We start from the raw sequence: 20428 nt of genomic DNA, 5'->3' as shown, positions 1-20428 counted from the left end.
AACTCACCTGAATAGGATTTACGCATTCAAAACACCTCAGATTTGGGCGCCATGATAGCGCCCGAGTGAAGTGTCCAAAATCATTAGGCCAGTTCAGCTTGCTGGCGAACCCTGGAAAAGGTGATTCGCGACCTGCGTTTGCAGGGTTCGCTAGCAAGCTAGCTCCTACGGGATCGAGACCAAACGTCACCCCTCGCCCGCGTGCGGGAGAGGGGCCGGGGGTGAGGGGCTGTTGATCTGGCTTTTGATCTACCGCTTGTGATCTACCTGCCCCTTGAGCGCCAGGCCGAGTGGAGTCGTTGTGTAAGGGGTCGTAGCGGCCGGGAGCCGCGGAGAGGGATGAGGGCCATGGATGGCCCTTCAGCCCGGCCCCTGGAGCGACGACGGAGTGAGGGAACCCGAAGCGAAGCGTAGGGCCCAGGTAGGGGCAAGATTTTTTGGTTTCTTTTTCATCGACTGGAAAAAGAAACTCGCGCGTAAGGCGCGAAACAAAACGCCCAGCGCACGCGGTAACGAAGAAAATCACCGACCGCCAGAAACCCACCCTATAAAAGCGCCGCGCGAAACCGGCAACCCTCCCCACACACTAGAACGGCCGACTCCCCGCCAAACTAATCCGCTTGAGATTACGCACTTCCTTGGCATCAAACGCATTACGCGCATGCAAGGTCGCCTGGTTATCCCAATAAACGATATCCCCCACCTGCCACTTATGCGTGTAGTAAAGCTTCGAATTCTGCAGATGCTCACGCAGCCGCCCTATCAGCTCCTTGCCCTTCTGCGGGTCATACCCAGGAATCTCCACCTCGGTATGCACACTAAGAAACAGCAAGCGCTTGCCGCTCTCGGGATGGGTACGCACCAGCGGGTGTTCGGTGCCCTGAATCGGTTCGATATCAGGCGTACGGTAGGTCACAAAGTTGCCGCCGTAGCCACCGGCCTTGATACGCACAAAGGGGTTGTAGTTGATCAATCGCAACCCTTCGATTTCCGCCTTGGTTTCTTCCGGCAGCGTTTCGTAAGCAAGGGCCAGGTTGGTCCAGCTGGTCTCCCCGCCTGTGCTTGGCACTTGCAGGGCATAGAGCAACGAACCGGCTGATGGTGTCGGCGTCCATTGGTGGTCGCTGTGGGCGGGCAAGGCGAAGTTGCCCAGTTCGCCGCCTTCGGTGTTGGCGACGCGCACAATGGTTGGCGCCTTGCCCTCGGCATTGGACGACAGCACCGGAAAATCCGGATGCGGCTGGAACACCGAGCCGAAGTAGCTGGTGAAGTCCTGGTACTGACGGTCGTCCAGTTGTTGATTCTTGAAGATCAGAATGTGGTGGTCACGCAGCGCCTGTTTTAACGCCAACACCTGGGCAGGCAGCAGCGGTTCGCGGGCGTCAAGGCCATGGACTTCGGCGCCCAGGGCCTCATTGTGCAACGGCACGATGGCAAAGGCTGGTGGGGCCTGGCGCAACGTGGTGGCAGCTTGGCTCATATTGCAGTTCTCCGGTTCAACTGGCCCGCCGTTGGCGGCGGGCTATAGGGTTTCAAGGCGCTGGAACTCAGGCCTTCTTGATGGTCTGGCTGCGCTGGCCGTTAACGCCGAACGGCACTTCGCCTTGCAGGGTGACGCGACGGACCACGCGCTTCTGGGTGCCGTAGTCGTCCACGGCGTAGTGCTGGGTGGAGCGGTTGTCCCAGATGGCCACATCGCCTACTTGCCAGGTCCAGCGCACGGTGTTTTCCAGGCGAGTCACATGGCTTTGCAGCAAGTTGAACAGGTGCGCCGAGTCAGCCGCGCCATAGCCTTTGATGCGTTTTACAAAGTGGCCCAGCAACAGGCTGCGCTCGCCGCTCACCGGGTGCACACGCACTACCGGGTGCTCGGTTTCGTACACGGTGGAGGTGAACACCTTGCGGTAATGCTCGGCGGCTTCGAGCTGGGCGTTGGGCTTGATGGCGGCGTAGTCGTATTCGTTGCTGTGCACGGCCACCAACTTGTCGGCCAGTTCCTTCAGCTCGCTTGGCAGGTGTTCGTAGGCGGTCGCGGTGTTGGCCCAGGTGGTGTCGCCGCCGTATTCAGGCACGACCACCGAACGCAGAATCGAGGCCTTCGGGTAAGCGTCGACGAAGGTCACGTCGGTGTGCCAGGAGCTGGCGCGAGCGCCTTTGTCCGAGTCCAGTTCCAGCAGATAGTGGGTGCCGTCGACGACCGGCACGGTCGGGTGGGCGACCGGCTCGCCGAGCAATTTGGCGAAGGCTTCCTGGGTCACGTCGTCCAGGTGAGTCTGGCCGCGAAAGAACACAACTTTGTGTTCCACCAGCGCTTGCTGGATGGCGGCGACGGTGTCGGCGTCCAGGTCGGCGGAGAGTTTCACGCCGCGAATTTCAGCGCCGATACGGCCGGCAACACGGCGAATATCCAGTTGTACAGGGCTATTGAGTGGGGTGGCGAGTGCTGCATTGCTCATGGTTTTTTCCTCTGTTTTTTCTCGGGGTTCAGGCGTGGGTCAGAAGTCGTAACGCAGGGTCACACCCGCCGTGCGGGGTTGGCCCACCGACGCGGTGTAAGCGCCGTTGATATAGGCGAAGGCGCTCAGGTAGTACTCTTTGTCGGTGGCGTTTTTCAGCCACAGTGAGGCGTCCAGCTGGCCGTCACCCACGTCGGCGCGCACGCCGGTGGAGAGGTTGACCAGGCCGTAGCCGTCAATTTTCGAAAGGTCGGAGTTATCCAGCGTGCCCTCGGCTTCGGAGCGGTAGGCGTAGCTGGCGTTGACGTAGGGCTCGATGCCGCCATCAAGCTGCCATTTGTATTCGCCGTTGACGTTGCCGATCCATTTCGAGGCGCCGACCACGCGTTCGCCCGTCAGGTCGCAGCTGGCCGGGGCACTCGGCGCAGTGGAAACCTCTCCTGGGCACGGCGCGTTTTCAAACGACAGGTAAGTGACGTCGTTGTAGGAACCGTTGACGTTGACCGTCAAGCCACGGGTAAGCAGTGCGGTGGCTTCAAATTCCAGCCCTCGGCTGCGCACGCTACCGGCGTTGGCCAGCACCTGTACCACGCTGGGGCTGCCCGGCGGTTGATACAAGGTGGTGGCCTGGTAGCCGTGAATGCCGGTCCAGAACACGTTGGCGTTTAGCAGCAGGCGGCGGTCCAGCAGCGTGCTTTTAAAGCCCAGTTCGGCATCGTTAGCGCGCTCCGGGCCCACCAGCAACGAGTCGGCGCCGGCGGTTGGCGCGCTGGCCACCGCCAGGTTTACCCCACCGGATTTCTCGCCGTGCGCCAGGCTCGCATAACCCAACACATCATCGGTGAACTTGTAGCTCAGGCTGATCAGGCCCGACGGTGCCGCGTTGTGCTGGTTCAGCTCCCCCGAGTCATACGCGCCCAACTGGTTCTGGCGAATGACGCCGCCCGGCCCGATCGGCGTCAGGCCGCCTTCGGGGGCAAACCGCTCGACCTTGGCTTCTTTCTCTTCATAGGTGCCGCGCAGGCCCAGGGTCAGGTCCAGGCGGTCGGTGAAGTGGAAGGTGCCCTGGCCGAAGGCGGCGTAGCTGTCGGTTTCGATCTTGCCGTTGGCTTTGGTGTAGACGTTGTTGAAGGCGTTCAGGTTGGCGCCAAGGAGAAAACGGTCAGCCTGGTCGCCGTAGTCGGTGAAGGTCTTGTTGCCCAGGTTCTGATTGAACACATAGGCACCCACCACGTAGTCGAAGAAGCCACCGGTTGGCGAGGCCAGGCGCAGTTCCTGGGAGAACTGGCGGTCATGCACTTCCACGCCGGTGTTGTTGATGGCCGACACGTTGAGGGTTTCATCGTTGGCCGGGGTGAAGTGCCAATAGCGGTAGGCGCTGACCGAGGTCAGGGTGTAGCCGCCATTGAGGTTCCAGTTGGCCTCCACCGAGCTGCCGCCCTGGTGCACGCTGACGTTCTGACGGCTGTTGATGTTCACCACCTGGCGGTCGCGGTCGTACACCGGTGAAGCGCCGGCCAGCGCCGCGCGGGTGCGATAGCGATCGGTCACGCCGTAGAGAATCATGGTGCCGTTGCTGGAGTCTTCTTCGTTGTAGTCGTTGATCCAGCGCAGGTTGAAATCGTCGTTGGGCTGGAACAGCAACTGGCCGCGCACGCCCTGGCGCTCGCCGCCGTTGAGGTCGTCGCCGTTATAGAGGTTGTGGGTGTAGCCGTCGTCGCGGGTGCGGTAGGCCGACAGCCGCCCGGCCAGGGTTTCGGTCAGCCCACCGGAGACGGTGCCTTTGCCCTGGAAGTAGCCATTTTCACCGCCGGATACCTCCACCGTACGCTCGGGACTGAAGGTCGGTTTTTTCGTGCTGATGTTGAGTACGCCGGCCGTGGTGTTCTTGCCGAACAAGGTGCCTTGCGGGCCGCGCAACAGTTCGATCTGCTCGATATCGAGCATGTCGAAGACGGCCATGCCCGGACGCCCCAGATAGACGTTATCCAGGTAAATACCCGCGCTGCCTTCCAAGCCGTCGCTGGCCGGGTTGTTGCCGATGCCGCGCACCGCCACGCTGGACTGGCGGGCATGAATAAAGGCCACATTTACGCTGGGCAGCACTTGCTGCAGGTCCTGTACGCGGTAGATGCGCTGGGTTTCCAGGGTGGCGCCGCTGAGGGTGGTGATGGGCGTGGGCACGTCCTGGGCGTCTTCTTCGCGGCGGCGGGCGGTAACGACGACTTTTTTCAGTTCAGTATCGGTTTTGGCATCAGTGGTCGCTGGCGCGGTGGCGGCTGCCTCGGCCTCGGTTTCCTCGGCCGCCCAGGCGCTGCTCCATTGGCCGGCGCTGCTCAGAGCCAGAATCAGGGTCAGGGCATAGTCGGGTGTCGCCAATCGGCGCACATCGAGTGGGCGCGCCAAGCGCGGTTTGAACGGGTTGCTGGTTGAACGCATCGGGTTGAATCCTTATTCGCTCGTTCGCCGCGCTTTTGGTTTTTGCGGGCAAAACGATCCCCCACCACGCAATCGTGGTGCTCGAAAAAAACGGTTTGGTTTTTGTTGGCCAGTACGTGCGGCGCGCGGCCTACGTCTGACTATTCGTTAGGCGTGACAACACATGCGCTGATGCGCTCGGCGTTGGTGCTCGTTGCTATATCGCTTCGCCATGCCGGCTCCCCTTGTGCACGTCGCCATATTCATATTCGTTTATGTTCTAACCAATACAAACATGCTGTGTTGACGGAATAAGAGCCTGCATTTAAAACCGTCACCCATACAGCGGCAAATGCCTTCGACTTATTTTTTCAATGCCAGGAAAGCATATGGATCTCCGACAACTGCGCTACTTTATCGCGCTGCTTGAGCACCGCAGTTTTGTGCGCGCAGCCGATGCCATCGGCATTACCCAGCCAGCGTTCAGCCGCAGCATTCAAGGGTTGGAGCAGGAATTTGGTTGCGCGTTGGTAGACCGTGGCAACAAGGATTTACGCCCCACGCCAGAGGGCCAGGTGGTGTTGCAGCATGCGTTGCGCCTGGTGCAAGGCGCGGCGAATTTGAGCAGTGAAATCGACCAGATGACCAAGCTGGACGCCGGTGACCTGCGCTTCGGCTGCGGCCCGGCCCCGGCCGTACGGTTGGTGCCTAATGCCGTGGCACGTTTTTTACAGCAGCACCCGAAAGTGAGCCTGAGCTTTGAGGTGGATAACTGGGAGAAGCTGGGACGTAGCCTGGCGCGCGACGAAATCGAGTTCTTCATCGCCGACATCAGCCATTTTGAAGCCGACCCGAATTTCCAGACCCAGGCGCTCACCCCGCGCCGTGGCATGTTCTTCTGCCGCCCAGGGCACCCGCTATTGGCCAAGGAAAGCCTGTCCACCAACGACATGTTCGACTACCCCATCGCCACGCCGAAAATCCCTGCACGCGCGCGCAAGTTTCTCGCCAACCTGAGCGGGCGCACGGACTTCGACCCCAGCGTAACCTGCGAGCATATCCCGGCGCTGGTAGACATCGTGCGGCGTACCGACGCCATCGGCATTGGTACCGAAGAAGCTTTCGGCCTGGAGTTACAGCGCGGTGAATTGGTGCCGCTGTACTGGCGCAACCTGCCGACCGATATCGAAAGCCTGCAAGCCCGTTGCGGGATTGTCAGCCGTGCCGGTTACCGGCTATCAGCCGCGGCGCGGGCGATGATTGCCATGATTGTCGAGGTGGATGGCGAGCTGGAGCGGCCGCCGCGTTATCAGGCCAATCAGGCAAATGCCTGCGCATAAGGGCTGGAGGTAACGGCCTCGACCTGCGCCACCGCGCCGCTGAAGGTGTGCAAGTCCATCTCGACCACCAGACGCTCACTGAGCAGCCCGCCGAGCATTTGCAGCGGCGGCTGGCACAGGTAAGCATTCAGCGCATCGGTCGATTGCCAGGTGCCTTGCAGTAACCATAGGTGGTGGTCGGTGAGGGACCGTTGCAGCGAATAGGCCAGGCAACCGGGTTCGCCTAGCGATTGGCTGACAAGCTGCTGCAGACGGTTTTCCAGTTCGGTGCAGACCCGGGGGCCATCGTTGGCTTTGATAAAGACCAGCGTGCTGACTTGCTCAGACATGAGTCCTTCTCCTTGAAAGTCAGAAAATAGAAGTGTCGCTCAATCAGTCCCCTCGCCCCCTTGGGGAGAGGGTTAGGGTGAGGGGTTCGGGGCAGATGGTACTGGCCCGGTAGAACCCTCACCCCCGGCCCCTCTCCCGCAAGCGGGCAGAGGGGAGCAGAGCCATTGAGTGCGTTCTGCTTCAGATTACCCAGCGACGTACGCGGTGGTTATCCGTTTCCTGCTTTCCTTTTGCCTAATCCTGCACTGCTGCCCTTCCCTGCTTGGCCGGGCGCCCAGCATGCCGGGGTTGGCTTGCGGCGCATTTATCCGATCCTGCCCTATGCTTGCCTAATCCTGCACAAAGCGCCGCGCGACTCTGGCAATCCGCCGCGCGCGTGAGCATGCTGCGCACCATCCTGGTCGGTGCTCTTGCGGAGGCTCTTATGGAAATCGAAGTACAACAACGGCAAAACGAACTGGCCATGTTGATCGAGCGCTTCGCTCCCACCGAAGGTGCCCTGCAAACCGAGATCGGGCCGCTGAGCCTGATCCGTTTCGACCAGCCCACGCCCATCTCGCGCGGGGTGCACAAACCGGCCCTGTGCATCATTGCCCAGGGGCGTAAAGAGGTGCATCTGGCCGGTGAAAGCTTTGTCTACGACGCGCTGAATTACCTGGTGGTGTCGGTCACGCTGCCGGTCACCGGGCAAGTCACCGAAGCCAGCCCCGACAAACCCTACCTGTGCCTGCGCCTGGACCTGGACCCGGCGGAGATCACCCGCATGATCAGCGACGCTGGCCCGGTCGGTTTGCCCGCGCGGCCAGCCAGCCGTGGCATGTACCTGGACCGCATCGACACCTCGTTGCTCGACACCGTACTGCGCCTGACCCGCCTGCTCGACACGCCGCGTGACATTCCCATGCTCGCGCCGCTAGCACTACGGGAAATCTACTACCGCCTGCTGCGTAGCCAGCAAGGACAGCAATTGATCGAAATCGCCCTGTGCGACAGCCAATCGCACCGCATTACCCGCGCCATCGAATGGCTTAACGCCAACTTCGACAAACCTCTGCGCATTGAAGAATTGGCGCGGATTGCCAACCTGAGTGTGTCCGCCCTGCACCACCGCTTCAAAGCCGTCACTGCCATGAGCCCGCTGCAGTACCAGAAGCAACTGCGTCTACAGGAAGCGCAACGGTTGATGATGAGCGAAGGCTTGGAAGTGGCGGCGGCCGGCTATCGGGTGGGCTATGAAAGCCCCTCGCAGTTCAGTCGCGAATACCGCCGGCTGTTCGGGGCGCCGCCGTTGAAGGATCTGGCGCGGCTGAAAAATATCGCCTGACCCTGCAGAGGCTGACGAGAGCGCTTGTCATAGCACAGCCAACAACTCGGCGGTGGTCACCACCTGATGGGCATAACTCGGTGCGTTCAACGTGTGGGCGGCGTGCATATGCTCGTGGCTGAACGCCGCGGTCGCGTCGCGCACCAGGGTTACGTGGTACCCCAGCTCAGCCGCAAACCGACCGGTGCTTTCAATGCAGGTATTGGCGATCAGGCCGATCAGAATCACATGAGTGATGCGCTTTTGCTTAAGCAGAAAGTCCAGGTCGGTATTGGCAAATCCGCTGCCGCCCCAGTGCTCCTTGACGATAGTGTCGCCCGGCTGCGGGGCGAAGTCGGGGTGCCACTCGCCACCCCAACTGTCCTTGGCAAACACCTGAGCCCTGGACGCCCCTAGTTGGTAAGGCGTGGGATGATCCCAGCCCGCGTATTCGTCTGGTTCGGCGCGGTGGTGCGGCACGATGAATACGGGCAAGGGCTTGGCACGCACGGCCTGGATAACGGCCTTCAGGTTGGCATGCAAGCCCACGCTCTGGGCGACGTCCGCTACCAGCGGCCAGAGTTTTCCGCCCTCGGCGAGGAAGTCATTGTAGGGGTCGACCAGCAACAGGGCTGTGTGCTCAGCAGGATAGGTGGTGGCGGACATGACAGGCTCCAGTGGCGCGTGAGGGACGGCGCCATCATCTACCCCGCTGGCCCGCCGACCTATCGTCTATCGGCATGCACGGCTCACACCTAGGTATAACCCTCACGTTGAGCAGTACAGCCCCGCCAATTCCACCCGGCCGAACTTGGCCTTCTCGTTCAGCGGCGTAATGGCCAGCAAACGATCAATGCGCAGTTCAACCTTTTCGTCATCCACCAGCACCTGCAGATATTCTTCCTTCTGTGCATTGGTGCGGGTGTCGAGCGCGCGGGCTTCAAATTGCCCGCCTTCGACCATTTCGATGAGCAAGCGGTACTGGTACAAGCAGGCCATTTCCAGGTAGTCGTACAGGTCGCAACTCAAGGGTTGGTAGTGGCCTTCGGGGCTGGTCATGTGCGGGGTCTCCATCGCGCGGTTAAAGCAGCGTAGCGGGTTGTCTTGCCGAGTGTGACGTGCTGATCTATACCCTTGCCACCCTTTGTTTTCGGCACCCGGAAAAACCCATGCGCGATGCCCAGTCAATCGAGTCCGGCCCTGGCCTTGACGTGCTTGAGCTGATTCACGAAAGCATTTTCGTGCGCGACCTCGATGGCCGTATCCGTTACTGGAATTCGGCCTGCACCGCGCTTTACGGTTGGCCTGCCGAGCAGGCGCTGGGCCAGCTCGCGCACGAATTGCTGGGTTCTGCACATCCCGATGGTTTAGCAGCCTTGGAGGAGCAAGTAACTGCCACGGGGCGCTGGGACGGCGAGCTCTGCCGGGTTACGGCCAGCGGCCAACCGGTGTTGATCGATGCGCGCTGGTCGGTGCACAAAAATCCTCGGGGCCAGGCACTGGGCATCGTCGAAATCGGCCGCGATATCAGCGCCCGCAAAGCCATCGAACAAAGCCTGGCCGATAGCGAGTACCGCTATCGCAATCTGTTTCAGGCCATGGCCGCTTCATTCTGGGAGCTGGATTTCACACCCGTCGGCGGCATGGTGCGTCAGCTGTTTGCCGCTGGCGTGACAGACCTGGCAGCGCACTTTGCCGAGCACCCGCAGTTGGTGCGCGAGATGATGCGTCGCACCCAGGTGATGGATGTCAACGAACAGACCGTGCGGCTGTTCGGCCGCGACAACAAGGCCGAGTTGCTGCAATCGGTAGAGCCCTTCTGGCCAGAAGCGAGCAGCGAGGTATTTGCCCAGAGCATTGTCGCGGCGGTGTCACGCCAGCAGCATTACGCCAAGGAAACCCGCCTGCGTACCATTGAAGGCCGTGAGTTCGATGCCCTGTTTACCGCCTCGTTTCCGCCGGAGAACATGAAAAAAGGCATTCTGATGGTCGGGGTAATCGATCTGTCCGAGCGCAACCACGCCTTCGCCGCACTGGAGCGTATGCAGGCCGAGCTGATGCACGCGGCGCGGGTGTCCATGCTCGGTGAGCTGACCGCCTCCATCGCCCATGAAATCAATCAGCCCCTGGCCGCCATCGTCACCAACGGCGCGGCCGGGCTGCGCTGGCTGAATCGGCCCATGCCCAATACCGAAGAAGTGCGTACCCTCGCTGAGCGCATGGTGGCCGATGCGCGTCGGGCGGCCGACATCATTGCGCGGATTCGCGACATGGCCCGCCACCAGGCGCCCCAGCAGGCGCCGCAACTGCTGAACAACGTGGTCAAGGAAGCCGTGCAGTTTTTGCGGCATGAGTTGCAAGCCCAGGGCGTGGAGGTGCGGCTGAAGCTCACCGCCAATTTGCCCAGAGTTCAGGCCGATCGCACCTTGCTGCAGCAGGTCATCGTCAATTTGCTGGTCAATGCCATGCAGGCCATGGCCGACAGCCCGCAGCGTCTGATCATGGTGAGCAGCCGAGCCGGCACCGACGGGCGCGTGGAGTTGCGGGTGCAGGACAGCGGGCCCGGCATTGCCGAAGACCACCTGCCGCGTTTGTTTGAGAGCTTCTTTACCACCAAGGCCAGCGGCATGGGCATGGGGTTGCCGATTTGTCGGACGATTGTCGAGGGGTTGGGCGGCACGATTGAGGCGAGAAACGACGAAGGCGCAGGTGCGTGTTTTATCGTTTCGTTGGGGTGAGCTGCGATCAATCCTCAGGGAGAGGGCTAGGGTGAGCGGGCGACTGCACGCACGGTCGGTGGTCACCCCTGATTGACCGCGTCGCCCACACAGCCCAGCAACAGCTCTACTTCAAATGGCTTGAGCAACAACCCCACCGCCCCGCTCGCCCGCGCCTGGCGCAACAATGCCTGCTCGCCGCGCCCGGTCATCAAAATCACCTTGCGCCCACCATCGGCGGCCAACAGGCGCCGGGTCAGCTCGATGCCATCCATGCCCGGCATCTGGATATCGCTAATCACGCAGGCAAACCGCGCGGTGTCGCCAGCGCCGAAAAACGCTTCGGCATGGGCAAAACACTCGGTGGCGTAACCCATGGAGCGCAGCAGGCTGGCGGTGGCCAGGCGCAGCGATTCGTCGTCGTCGATCACTGAAATCAGTGGAGGTTGGGTCACAGTGGTTGCCACGCGTAAATACCTGGGCGAGCGCGAGTTGTCTCGCCACTGAACGCCAGCATGGGCCAGCCACGGCATGCTGAACATCATACGCAGGTTTAGGTGGCCGGCTCGCCGTCCGCCTGCAACTGCAGTTCACCGGCCATTTTCACCAGCTCGGCCAGCGAGCGTGCCTGCATTTTCTGCATGGCGTGACCGCGGTGAATCTTCACCGTGATTTCACTGAGGCCGAGCACGCCGGCGACCTGCTTGTTCATTTTGCCGGTCGTTACCAGCGCCATCACCTGCCGCTCACGCGGGCTCAAGCTGGCAAAGCGTTCGCGCAATTGCGCGCTGCTGCGCCCCAGGGCACGCTGCTGGCGGTTGCGGGCCAACGCGGCCGCCACGGCATCGAGCATGTCCTGGTCGCGAAAGGGTTTGGCGAGAAAGTCCACGGCACCGGCTTTCATGCCGCGCACCGACATGGCGATATCGCCGTGACCGGTCATGAACACCACCGGCAGGTTGATCTGCAACGCCTGCAACTGGCTCTGAAAATCCAGCCCGCTCTGGCCGGGCAAGCGCACATCCAGCACCAGGCACGCTGGGCAGTCCGGGCGCTCGGCCGCGAGAAACGCTTGCGTCGACCCGTATTGCCGGGTGCTTATGCCCACCGAACGAAACAGGCTGTCGAGGGCACTGCGCAGCCCCTCGTCGTCATCGATGATATGCACCAGTTCTTGATCTTGCGGCATCACGGCTTCCCGGTCGGTTGGCACCTATACCCACGTATGAGCCCGACGCCCCTTCGTAGAATGGTGACGCCGTGCCACGCTTCTTATAGTCGCTAATACCGGCGCAGGCCACACCTGCCAGCAGTACCGGCCACAGTCGTTCACAGCCACCCACAGGGGTAATCAGCGATGGCCAGTTCACTTTCATTTCTGGGCACCATTCATACCGCCATCAGCGTGGTGCCGGTGGTTGCCGGCGCTTACGGGTTTGTTCGCGCCGGGCGCATCGAGCCCCACAGCCGCATTGGCGATTGGTATCTGTACGGCATGCTGGGCTCGGTGTTCAGTGCCTTCGGCCTGTCCAGCACGGGCGGTTTCAACAGTGGCCATGCGCTGGGCATCATCGCCTTGGCGGCGATCTTCTTCGGTCGCCATGTTATGGCCGTGCAACGGCTGGGCAATGCGCGCGACTACCTGCAAACCGCGAGCATGACCTTCAGCTATCTGGTGCTGATGATTCCGGGCCTGAACGAAAGCCTGTCGCGCTTGCCGGTGGGCAACCCGATCGGCCACGGGCCGGACTCGCCCGAGGTAAAACTGGCGATCGGCATTGCCTTCGGCATATTTGTGCTGGGGTTGGCGTACCAATTGCTGCGCTTGCGCGGGCAGCGGGCCGGCGCCTTGCCGGTTTAACCGTTAACCACCGTGCCGCCATTCACATGAATCACCTGCCCGCTCACATAACTTGAATCGGCGCTGGCCAGGTATACATAGGCCGGCGCCACTTCCGAGGGCTGTCCGGGCCGTCCCATCGGCGTGTTGCTGCCGAACTGGGCGACCTTTTCGGCAGTGAAGGTCGAGGGAATCAGCGGTGTCCAGATCGGCCCCGGCGCCACGGCATTTACCCGGATGCCACGCTTGGCCAGGTTCAACGCCAGGGAGCGGGTGAACGAGGTGATGGCGCCCTTGGTGGAGGAATAGTCCAGCAAGGTGGCGTTGCCTTTGTAGGCGGTTATAGATGTGGTGTTGATGATGCTCGCCCCGGCATTGAGGTGCGGCAGCACGGCTTTGGTCAGCTGGAACATGGCGAAGATATTGGTGCGGAATGTCTGCTCCCACTGTTCTTCGCTGATGTCTTCGAGGTTGTCCTGCGGATGCTGCTCGCCAGCGTTGTTCACTAGAACATCTAAGCGTTTCCACTCAGCCAGGCAGTTATCAACCACGCCCTTGCAGAAATCCTTATCCGCCGCATCGCCGGCAAACAGCAGGCAGCCGCGGCCCATGGCGTGGATCTGATCGCGAGTGGCGGCGGCATCGTCGTGCTCATCGAGGTAGACAATCGCCACATTGGCGCCTTCGCGGGCAAAGTGCAGCGCTACAGCGCGGCCAATGCCGCTGTCGCCGCCGGTGACGATAGCCACCAACCCCTCCAGTTTGCGGGCGGCCTGGTAGTACTCGTTGATGCTTTCGGGCTGCGGCTGCATCTGGGTTTCGCTGCCCGGTTGCTCGGTTTGGTGTTGGGCTGGGAGGGTTTGCTCGTCGCTCATTGGGTACTCCGATTTGGCGGGGACGTGGGGCGAATATCCGGGTAACGGCTATTCGCCGATGCGATTCATCGTTGTGAGGCAACGGCGGATATCGCCTGCGGCGATATTCGCCCTACGCCCTTTAGGGGCTCACACCGGCTCGGCGCCGAGCTTTTTCCAGTGCGCGCGGGTGATGCGCTGCTTGTTGTGGTAGTCGTGCCAAGGATCTTGCTTGAGGCCATCGAGCCGTTCACGCAGGTTGTCGAGGGTCCATTGCGCTGCGCTTTTCAGCTCATTGAGCTCGTCACGGCGAATGGGGGTGGAGACACCCAGACCCGGCCGGGCGCGCACGGAATAGGCGCTGGCGGTGCTGGCCCCACGCTGGTTGCGCAGGTAGTCGACAAAGATTTTGCCCACCCGGTTCTGCGGGCCCATCTTGTCGGTAAACCGCTCGGGAATCTGTTTGGTCATAAAGGTGGCCAATGCTTTGGCAAACCCCTTCACCGTGTCCCAACCGGCGCTTTTGGCCAGCGGCACCACAATATGCAACCCCTTGCCGCCACTGGTTTTCAGCCAGGCCTCAAGGCCCAGTTCATCGAGCACGGCCAGGGTCAGGTTGGTGGCCTCCAGCATGCTGCGCCAGGGCAGCGCCGGGTCCGGGTCGAGGTCGAGAATCAGTCGGTCGGGTTTGTCGACCGTGGCGCTGCTGGCGCCCCAGGTGTGCAGTTCGATGCAGCCCATCTGCACAGCACCGATCAAGGCCGGCAGGCTGTCGATCTGCATCAGCTCGGCATGGCCGGGATCGATTTTCTTGTCCAGATGGGTGATATGGGGAATGGCCAGGTGCTGGGCATGCTTCTGAAAAAACTGCTCGCCCTCCACGCCGTCTGGTGCACGCAGCAGCGACACCGGGCGGCCTTGCAAATGCGGCAGAATCCACTGGCCGATGTCGTGATAGAACTGCGCCAACTCGATTTTCTGCGTGCCGCTCTGCGCATCGATCACCCGCTCAGGGTGACTCACCGAAACCTCGTCCATGGTTTGCCTTCCGTTGCTGGCTGCTTTCTTTTTGCCCTTCGTGGGCGTAGCGGCAGGCGGTGAAACGGCCTGCTCACGGTTGATTTGTTTGGCGGGTTTGTCGGTGCGTTCGGCAATAAACGAGGCCTGGCGCACCACGCCTTCGCGCGTCCATTCGGCAAATTCCACTTCAGCCACCAGGCTCGGCTTCAGCCACTGCACCCCACGGGCGAGCGCCGCACTCAAGGGTTTGGCCAGAGGTGACTCATTGCGCTTGAGGGCGTTCATCTGCTTGAGCAACTGCTGCAGCCGCTGTTCATCGAACCCAGTTCCGACACGCCCGGCATAGCGTAGCTTGCTGTCTTCGTACACGCCCAAGAGCAAGGCCCCAAAACCGCTGCGGCTGCCTTTTGGCTCGGTATAGCCGATGACCACAAACTCTTGGCGCAGGCGGCATTTGAGCTTGATCCAGTCGTCGCTACGCCGTGACACGTAAGGGCTGCCGGCCCGTTTGCCGATTACGCCCTCCAGGCGCATGGAGCAGGCGCTTTGCACGATGTCCTCATGGTTGGCGACAAAGTCTTTGGAAAACCGTAGCGGCCCGCGTTTCTGTTTCAGCACTTTGTGCAGCGCGTCGCGCCGGGCTTGCAGCGGTTCCTGGCGTAAGTCCTGGCCATTGAGATAAGGAGCGTCGAACAGGTAATAAAGAATGGGTTGGGCGTTGTCGGCATCAAAGGCGTTTTGCAAGGCCTGAAAATCCGGCAAGCCGTCGTCGTTGAGCACCACCACTTCGCCATCGAGCCAGGAGTCGCCAAGTTTGAGTGCGCGCAAGGCATCGGCTTGTTTGGGCAGGCGCGTCGTCCAGTCATGGCCATTGCGAGTAAACAGCCGCACCTCGCCGCCTTGAATGCGCGCCAGCATGCGATAGCCGTCAAACTTGATCTCGTATACCCATTCGCCGGCGGGCGGCTGCGTTACCAAGGTGGCCAGTTGCGGTTTGAAGGTGTCGGGAATATCGCCGAGGGGATGATTGGCCGCCTGGGTATCGGCCTTGCTCACTTTGCGCGTGCTGGGCTTGGCTTTGGTTTTCTTGCCGCTTCCCACCTGATTACCGCTCAGCACGCTCTTTGGCAGCTCATCGACCACGCTGTACTCGCTGGCCGGACGCGCTACGTCGTCACGTTCTTTAATGAGCAGCCATTGCTCCTTGTCGCCACTGCCCTTGAGCCGGGTGCGGACCAAGGTCCAGTCGCCTGTCAGCTTTTCACCTACCAGGCTGAATTTGAGTTTGCCGGCTTTGTAGGAGGCCTGCGCATCGCCGTGGGGTTGCCACACGCCGTGGTCCCAGACGATCACGTCGCCGGCGCCGTACTGGCCCTTGGGAATGCTGCCTTCGAAATTAGCGTAGCCCAGCGGGTGGTCTTCCACATGGACGGCCAGGCGCTTGTCGGCCGGGTCCAGGCTCGGCCCTTTGGGAATGGCCCAGCTTTTCAGGGTGCCGTCGAGTTCCAGGCGAAAATCGTAGTGCAGGTGGCTGGCGTCGTGCTTCTGAATCACAAACCGCAACGCGCCTGGGCTTTTGCGCGGTTTGCGCGCGGTGTCTTCGGGCGGTTCCGAGGTGATGCTGAAGTTGCGTTTGCGGTTGTATTCGCTCATGGCCAAGCCCTCGGCGCCTTAACTCGCCTTGCTGGTTTTGGTGGTTTTTTTAGCGGCGGGTTTGGGCTTGCTGGCCGCTGTTTTGGCCGGCGCATCCTTGGCGGGTGCGGCTTTTGGTTTCTTCGCGGCGGCCGCGGGTTTGCCGCCCAGGCTGCGTTTGAGCAGTTCGGTGAGGTCGATGACATCGGCACTGCGCCGCCCTTCTTCGCCCGGTACTTTTTCCACCGCCGCAATCTTGCCCTGCTGCGCTTTCTGCTCAACCAGCTGCATGATTTTGTCGGTAAAGCTGTCCTGGTACTCATCCGGCGCCCAGTCGCCGCTCATGTCCTTGACCAGCCGCTTGGCCATGTCCAGTTCGCCCTTGGCGAGCTTGGCGTTGCTGACCCCGGCGGGCAGCTCCAGGCTTTGCAGGCTGCGCACTTCGCTGGGCCAGCGCAGCATCACCAGCACCATGGCATCCTCAATCGGCATCACCGCCGCCAGGTGTTGACGGGTGTGCAACACCACCAGTGCCAGCGCCACTTTTTGCGTGCTGGAAAGGGTTTCGCGCAATAAGGCGTACACCTTCTCGCCGCGTTTGTCGGGGCTCAGGTAATACGGCGTGTCGATGTTTTGCAGGGGGATTTGCGTGCTATCGACGAACGAGAAGATATCGATAGTCTGGGTGGAAGCGGGGTGCGCTTCGCGAATTTCTTCTTCGCTGAGTACGACGTAGCGGCCCTTCTCGTACTCGACGCCCTTGACGATATTTTCCTTGTCGATTTCCTTGCCGGTGACCTTGTTGACGCGCTTGTAGCCGACCGGGTCCATGCTGCGCTTGTCCAACCAGTCGAAGTCCACGCCGTGAGAAGACGTGGCCGAGGTCAGCGCTACAGGGATATGCACCAGGCCGAAACTGATGGCGCCTTTCCAGATGGCTCGTGGCATGGAGATCTCCGATTGTAGTGGGCGCGGTGGTGGCGGATATCCGGTGCCCGGATATTGGCCTTACAACATCACCCCATCGCTATAGGTCACGCGGTCCAGCTGATTGATATCGCGGATCTCGCGCAGCATGTTGTCGGCGGCGGTTTCGGCTTCGTTTTCGCACACGCAGCCCGGCACGATCACCCAGAGCACCCGCACCTCGGCACCGATGCGCTTGGGTTGGTACTCGATCAGGCCGACGTAGTTGTGGCCCTCTTTCATCGCGTCGGTCCAGGCGATGCAGGTTTCAAAGTCGCGGAACATGGCAAAGGCCCCCTTGTGTTTGCCTCACAGCAATTGGGACCGGCCGGAAGAAAAAAGAGTTGCAGTTTTGTTTGCAGGCAAAAAAAACCGTCAGGGTTTAGGCGCCAGATTTGCTGCCGGCCCCGCTGGTCGGAAGCCACCTGGTGCGCGGCACACCGCGCTGGAGAGCGGGCGCACGCCTTCTATGCTGAGCAAGGCCCGCGACAGGAGATGGTGATGGTTCAGGTGGTTTATCCAGGAGTTTATGTGGAAGAAATTGCCCATGGCGTGGCCAGCATTGCTTACGCACCGACAGCGGTTACGGCCTTTGTCGGTTACACGGGTGTCGGGCCGGTAAATACCCCTGTGCCCTTGTCCAGTTTCAGCGACTTCGAACGTGGGTTTGGCGGGCTGCACCAGGACAGCCCGGTGTCCTACGCCGTGCGGCAGTTCTATATCAATGGCGGCAGCGATGCGCTGGTGGTGAGGGTGGCCGACGCCAGCGGCAATCCTGTCGGGGTCCAACAGTTGATAGGCGACCCCGAGGAAAAAACCGGGCTGTACGCCCTGCTCCATCACGACTTCAATCTGTTGGCGGTGCCGGAAACCTTCCATATGACTGGCGGCGAAGAAGCCGCCGTGATTACCGCCGGTGTGGCGCTGTGCGAGGCGCAGCAGGCTTTTTATATCGTCGATGCGCCGCTGACCTGCACCCTGTTCACCATTACCGAATGGGCCCACAGCGCCTCCCGCTCGTGCAACGCGGCCACCTACTTTCCTGCCGTTTGCATCGCCGACCCGCTGGCCGATGACCGGCCCCGCACCCTGGCCCCTTCGGGCACGCTGGCGGGTGTCTATGCCCGCACCGATGCCACCCGTGGCGTGTGGAAAGCGCCGGCCGGCGGCGAAGCCAACCTGCTGGGCGTGACAGACCTGGCACTGGCGCTAAACGATATGCAGAACGGCCAGATCAACCCGCAGGCAGTCAATGTTCTGCGCACCTTCGCGCCCCATGGTCGCGTGGCCTGGGGGGCACGCACGCTACGGGGTAGCGATACGCAGGCCGATGAGTACAAGTACATCCCCGTACGCCGCCTGGCGTTGTTTCTGGAACAGAGCTTGGTGCGTGGCACGTACTGGGCCGAGATGGAGCCTAACAACGCTGAGCTGTGGCGCCACCTGCGCCTTGGCGTTGAGAACTTTCTGCACGGGCTGTGGCGCCTGGGTGCGTTTGAAGGCAAAACGCCGGAGCAGGCGTACTTCGTGCAATGCGACGGCGAGACCACCACGCAGCAGGACCAGGCTCGCGGTGTAGTCAACCTGCTGGTGGGCTTTGCGCCGCTAAAACCATCCGAGTTTTTGCTGCTGCGGATTCAGCAGCAGACGCAGCGCCCTGAATAACGCCGCGCCTGGTGTCGTCTTGGTAGGACCGAGCTCGCTCGCGAAGGGCGCGCGGCGGTGTGCCTGCCAAGCCGCATTACCCTTTTGGGCGAACAATCCAATAGCCGCCCCCGCTTCTGCGAAGGCGTTTGCGTCAGATTCGGAATTGACGCACCAAAGCCCCCAGGCGATTGCCCAGATCTGCCAGGCTTCTGGCCGACTGCGCGCTCTGCTGGGTTTCGTCGGCCACCCGGTCCACGGCGCCGGCAATCTGATGCACGCTGCGATTGATCTCCTCGGCCACGGCGGTCTGCTCTTCGGCTGCGCTGGCGATCTGTGCGTTCATGGCATTGATGGTGGCGATCAGCTCGGCAATGGCATCCAGCGACGCACCGGCCTGGTTGGCCTGCTGGCTGGTGACATCGCCCGCTTCGCTGGAGCGGCGCATGGCGGTCACGGCGTCTTCGGTGCCTTTTTGCAGGCGGTCGATCATGCCCTGAATTTCCTGGGTGCTCTGCTGGGTGCGGCTGGCCAGGGCGCGCACTTCATCGGCTACCACGGCAAAGCCGCGACCGGCCTCCCCTGCCCGCGCCGCTTCAATGGCGGCGTTAAGCGCCAGCAGGTTGGTTTGCTCGGCAATGGAGCGAATTACCCCCAGCACGCTGACAATCGATTGCACGTCTTGCTGCAGGCTGTCGAGCGAGGTGCCGCTGGTGCGGATATCGCCAACCAGGGCGTGAATACGGGTGATGCTGCCGTCCACCACCTTTTTTGCCGCCTGGCCTTCCTGATCGGTTTTCTGCGCCGCCGAGGCCGCGCCCTGGGCACTTTGTGCCACCTGGTGGGCGGCCGCCGACATTTCGTTGATGGCCGTGGCCACCTGATCGGTTTCGTGGCGCTGGCTGGCCATGGCCTGATCGGCGCGCTGGGTTTGTGCTGATACCTCGCTCACCAGGCCGGTGAGCTGGCCGGTCATTTCCACAATCTGGCGCACCAGGGTGTGAATCTTGGCGACAAAGGCATTGAAGGAGCCGGCCAGTTCGCCCAACTCATCCTGACTGTTCACCGGCAAGCGGCGCGTAAGGTCGCCCTCCCCGGCGGCAATGTCGTCCAGGTTCTGTTTGATTTGCTGCAACGGCCGCAAAAAGGCATTGCCCAGCGCCAAGCCGGCGATACCGAAGATGACCAGCAACACCAGTGCTATCACCACAATGCTGGTGACGATGGTGCTGATGCGCGAGGCGATCGCGTCCTGGACCTTGGCCACATCGGCTTCAACACCATCGAGGTTGATGGCCGTACCCAACGACATGTCCCATTTGGGCAGGTACACGTTGTAAGCCAGTTTGGGCACCAGCACCTTGTCATCGGTGGGCAATGGCGAGGCGTAGCGCAGGTAGCCGCTGCCATTTTTGCCGACGTTATACAGCTCGCGGTTCACAAATACGCCGTTGGGGTCTTTGCGGTCGGCAAGCACTTTGCCGACATCTACCGGGCTGTCGCCGCGAAACAGGCGAACGATATTGGCGTCATGGCCGAAGAAGTAGCCGTCTTTGCCGTATTTGATCTTCGACAGAATGACGATGGCCTGCGCGCGGCTGTCCATGTCGCCCTGGGCGGCAGCGTCATACAGGCTCTGTACGGAGCCGAGGGCGATCTGCATGTAGTTCTGCAGTTCTTTTTGCCGCTCCTGGATCAGGCGTTCGCGGGTTTCCTTCACTTCCCCGTCCGCCAGGCTGAGCAGCACTTGCGTGGCGGCACCGCTGAGTACCAGGGCAAACAGCAATACCGGCACCAGGGCCAGCAGCATGACTTTGGTCTTCAAACGCATGATCACTCCTTAAACAGCGCACCGTCAGGCAACGGCAGTCCTGTTGTATCGGCGGTTTTTGTTACGGCTGTAGGCGA

General features: G+C 61.4%; 18 protein-coding genes. 5 read left to right on the top strand and 13 right to left on the bottom strand.

Going from position 1 to position 20428, the window contains the following annotated elements:
* Positions 1-586 precede the first annotated feature (586 nt).
* The 3 genes from PKE98_RS10395 to PKE98_RS10385 form a co-directional block, all read right to left on the bottom strand.
* On the bottom strand, positions 587-1480 hold the full coding sequence (locus PKE98_RS10395) for a TauD/TfdA dioxygenase family protein (protein WP_271195205.1): 894 nt from the start codon (positions 1478-1480) through the stop codon (positions 587-589).
* A gap of 67 nt (positions 1481-1547) precedes the next feature.
* On the bottom strand, positions 1548-2456 hold the full coding sequence (locus tag PKE98_RS10390; RefSeq protein WP_271195204.1) for a TauD/TfdA dioxygenase family protein: 909 nt from the start codon (positions 2454-2456) through the stop codon (positions 1548-1550).
* A gap of 39 nt (positions 2457-2495) precedes the next feature.
* Positions 2496-4895, bottom strand: coding sequence for a TonB-dependent receptor (locus PKE98_RS10385; protein ID WP_271195203.1), 2400 nt, complete (start codon positions 4893-4895; stop codon positions 2496-2498).
* 368 nt (positions 4896-5263) lie between these two features.
* Here PKE98_RS10385 and PKE98_RS10380 point away from each other — a divergent pair, with 368 nt between their 5' ends.
* Entirely contained in the window at positions 5264-6214 is a 951-nt protein-coding gene (locus tag PKE98_RS10380) for a LysR family transcriptional regulator (protein WP_271195202.1), read from the top strand.
* On the opposite strand, the gene PKE98_RS10375 is transcribed toward PKE98_RS10380, so the two are convergent.
* Positions 6193-6543: an antibiotic biosynthesis monooxygenase family protein gene (locus PKE98_RS10375; protein ID WP_271195201.1), complete on the bottom strand. Its 351-nt coding sequence runs from the start codon at positions 6541-6543 to the stop codon at positions 6193-6195. The genes PKE98_RS10380 and PKE98_RS10375 overlap by 22 nt on opposite strands.
* 425 nt (positions 6544-6968) lie before the next feature.
* Here PKE98_RS10375 and PKE98_RS10370 point away from each other — a divergent pair, with 425 nt between their 5' ends.
* Positions 6969-7868 (top strand): AraC family transcriptional regulator, encoded by a 900-nt coding sequence (locus PKE98_RS10370; protein WP_271195200.1) that lies wholly within the window; start codon positions 6969-6971, stop codon positions 7866-7868.
* Between the two features lie 27 nt (positions 7869-7895).
* Here PKE98_RS10370 and PKE98_RS10365 read toward each other — a convergent pair whose 3' ends face one another.
* Positions 7896-8513, bottom strand: coding sequence for a cysteine hydrolase family protein (locus tag PKE98_RS10365; protein WP_271195199.1), 618 nt, complete (start codon positions 8511-8513; stop codon positions 7896-7898).
* Between the two features lie 102 nt (positions 8514-8615).
* On the bottom strand, positions 8616-8906 hold the full coding sequence (locus tag PKE98_RS10360) for a Rho-binding antiterminator (RefSeq protein ID WP_271195198.1): 291 nt from the start codon (positions 8904-8906) through the stop codon (positions 8616-8618).
* 110 nt (positions 8907-9016) lie between these two features.
* Here PKE98_RS10360 and PKE98_RS10355 point away from each other — a divergent pair, with 110 nt between their 5' ends.
* Positions 9017-10585, top strand: a complete 1569-nt coding sequence (locus PKE98_RS10355) for a PAS domain-containing sensor histidine kinase (RefSeq protein ID WP_271195197.1) — start codon at positions 9017-9019, stop codon at positions 10583-10585.
* 62 nt (positions 10586-10647) lie between these two features.
* Here PKE98_RS10355 and PKE98_RS10350 read toward each other — a convergent pair whose 3' ends face one another.
* Positions 10648-11019, bottom strand: coding sequence for a response regulator transcription factor (locus PKE98_RS10350; RefSeq protein ID WP_271195196.1), 372 nt, complete (start codon positions 11017-11019; stop codon positions 10648-10650).
* A gap of 98 nt (positions 11020-11117) precedes the next feature.
* Positions 11118-11753: a response regulator transcription factor gene (locus tag PKE98_RS10345; protein WP_271195195.1), complete on the bottom strand. Its 636-nt coding sequence runs from the start codon at positions 11751-11753 to the stop codon at positions 11118-11120.
* A gap of 168 nt (positions 11754-11921) precedes the next feature.
* On the opposite strand from PKE98_RS10345, the gene PKE98_RS10340 reads away from it, so the two are divergent.
* Positions 11922-12425, top strand: coding sequence for a hypothetical protein (locus PKE98_RS10340; RefSeq protein ID WP_271195194.1), 504 nt, complete (start codon positions 11922-11924; stop codon positions 12423-12425).
* On the opposite strand, the gene PKE98_RS10335 is transcribed toward PKE98_RS10340, so the two are convergent.
* The 4 genes from PKE98_RS10335 to PKE98_RS10320 form a co-directional block, all read right to left on the bottom strand.
* Positions 12422-13279: an SDR family oxidoreductase gene (locus tag PKE98_RS10335; RefSeq protein ID WP_271195193.1), complete on the bottom strand. Its 858-nt coding sequence runs from the start codon at positions 13277-13279 to the stop codon at positions 12422-12424. The genes PKE98_RS10340 and PKE98_RS10335 overlap by 4 nt on opposite strands.
* Before the next feature lie 129 nt (positions 13280-13408).
* On the bottom strand, positions 13409-15931 hold the full coding sequence (gene ligD, locus PKE98_RS10330) for a DNA ligase D (protein WP_271195192.1): 2523 nt from the start codon (positions 15929-15931) through the stop codon (positions 13409-13411).
* Between the two features lie 18 nt (positions 15932-15949).
* Positions 15950-16858 carry a non-homologous end joining protein Ku gene (gene ku, locus PKE98_RS10325; RefSeq protein WP_271195191.1) on the bottom strand — a complete coding sequence of 303 codons (909 nt, stop codon included), beginning with the start codon at positions 16856-16858 and terminating at the stop codon, positions 15950-15952.
* Positions 16859-16918: 60 nt separating this feature from the next.
* On the bottom strand, positions 16919-17161 hold the full coding sequence (locus tag PKE98_RS10320; protein ID WP_271195190.1) for a hypothetical protein: 243 nt from the start codon (positions 17159-17161) through the stop codon (positions 16919-16921).
* 216 nt (positions 17162-17377) lie between these two features.
* On the opposite strand from PKE98_RS10320, the gene PKE98_RS10315 reads away from it, so the two are divergent.
* The gene (locus PKE98_RS10315) at positions 17378-18541 is read left to right on the top strand and encodes a phage tail sheath family protein (protein WP_271195189.1); all 1164 of its coding nucleotides are present in this window, start codon (positions 17378-17380) and stop codon (positions 18539-18541) included.
* Between the two features lie 133 nt (positions 18542-18674).
* On the opposite strand, the gene ctpM is transcribed toward PKE98_RS10315, so the two are convergent.
* Positions 18675-20330: a methyl-accepting chemotaxis protein CtpM gene (ctpM, locus tag PKE98_RS27350; RefSeq protein ID WP_507763567.1), complete on the bottom strand. Its 1656-nt coding sequence runs from the start codon at positions 20328-20330 to the stop codon at positions 18675-18677.
* Positions 20331-20428: the final 98 nt, after the last annotated feature.

Origin of the sequence: Pseudomonas turukhanskensis (assembly GCF_027922365.1) — a bacterium.
Taxonomy (GTDB): domain Bacteria; phylum Pseudomonadota; class Gammaproteobacteria; order Pseudomonadales; family Pseudomonadaceae; genus Aquipseudomonas; species Aquipseudomonas turukhanskensis.
This window is presented reverse-complemented; position numbering and strand designations above follow the sequence as displayed.

Excerpts from the sequence above, each read along its gene's own strand:
- PKE98_RS10395 (WP_271195205.1), bottom strand. The coding sequence starts at position 1,480 with ATGAGCCAAGCTGCCACCACGTTGCGCCAGGCCCCACCAGCCTTTGCC.
- PKE98_RS10390 (WP_271195204.1), bottom strand. The coding sequence starts at position 2,456 with ATGAGCAATGCAGCACTCGCCACCCCACTCAATAGCCCTGTACAACTG.
- PKE98_RS10385 (WP_271195203.1), bottom strand. The coding sequence starts at position 4,895 with ATGCGTTCAACCAGCAACCCGTTCAAACCGCGCTTGGCGCGCCCACTC.
- PKE98_RS10380 (WP_271195202.1), top strand. The coding sequence starts at position 5,264 with ATGGATCTCCGACAACTGCGCTACTTTATCGCGCTGCTTGAGCACCGC.
- PKE98_RS10375 (WP_271195201.1), bottom strand. The coding sequence starts at position 6,543 with ATGTCTGAGCAAGTCAGCACGCTGGTCTTTATCAAAGCCAACGATGGC.
- PKE98_RS10370 (WP_271195200.1), top strand. The coding sequence starts at position 6,969 with ATGGAAATCGAAGTACAACAACGGCAAAACGAACTGGCCATGTTGATC.
- PKE98_RS10365 (WP_271195199.1), bottom strand. The coding sequence starts at position 8,513 with ATGTCCGCCACCACCTATCCTGCTGAGCACACAGCCCTGTTGCTGGTC.
- PKE98_RS10360 (WP_271195198.1), bottom strand. The coding sequence starts at position 8,906 with ATGACCAGCCCCGAAGGCCACTACCAACCCTTGAGTTGCGACCTGTAC.
- PKE98_RS10355 (WP_271195197.1), top strand. The coding sequence starts at position 9,017 with ATGCGCGATGCCCAGTCAATCGAGTCCGGCCCTGGCCTTGACGTGCTT.
- PKE98_RS10345 (WP_271195195.1), bottom strand. The coding sequence starts at position 11,753 with ATGCCGCAAGATCAAGAACTGGTGCATATCATCGATGACGACGAGGGG.
- PKE98_RS10340 (WP_271195194.1), top strand. The coding sequence starts at position 11,922 with ATGGCCAGTTCACTTTCATTTCTGGGCACCATTCATACCGCCATCAGC.
- PKE98_RS10335 (WP_271195193.1), bottom strand. The coding sequence starts at position 13,279 with ATGAGCGACGAGCAAACCCTCCCAGCCCAACACCAAACCGAGCAACCG.
- ligD (WP_271195192.1), bottom strand. The coding sequence starts at position 15,931 with ATGAGCGAATACAACCGCAAACGCAACTTCAGCATCACCTCGGAACCG.
- ku (WP_271195191.1), bottom strand. The coding sequence starts at position 16,858 with ATGCCACGAGCCATCTGGAAAGGCGCCATCAGTTTCGGCCTGGTGCAT.
- PKE98_RS10320 (WP_271195190.1), bottom strand. The coding sequence starts at position 17,161 with ATGTTCCGCGACTTTGAAACCTGCATCGCCTGGACCGACGCGATGAAA.
- PKE98_RS10315 (WP_271195189.1), top strand. The coding sequence starts at position 17,378 with ATGGTTCAGGTGGTTTATCCAGGAGTTTATGTGGAAGAAATTGCCCAT.
- ctpM (WP_507763567.1), bottom strand. The coding sequence starts at position 20,330 with ATGCTGCTGGCCCTGGTGCCGGTATTGCTGTTTGCCCTGGTACTCAGC.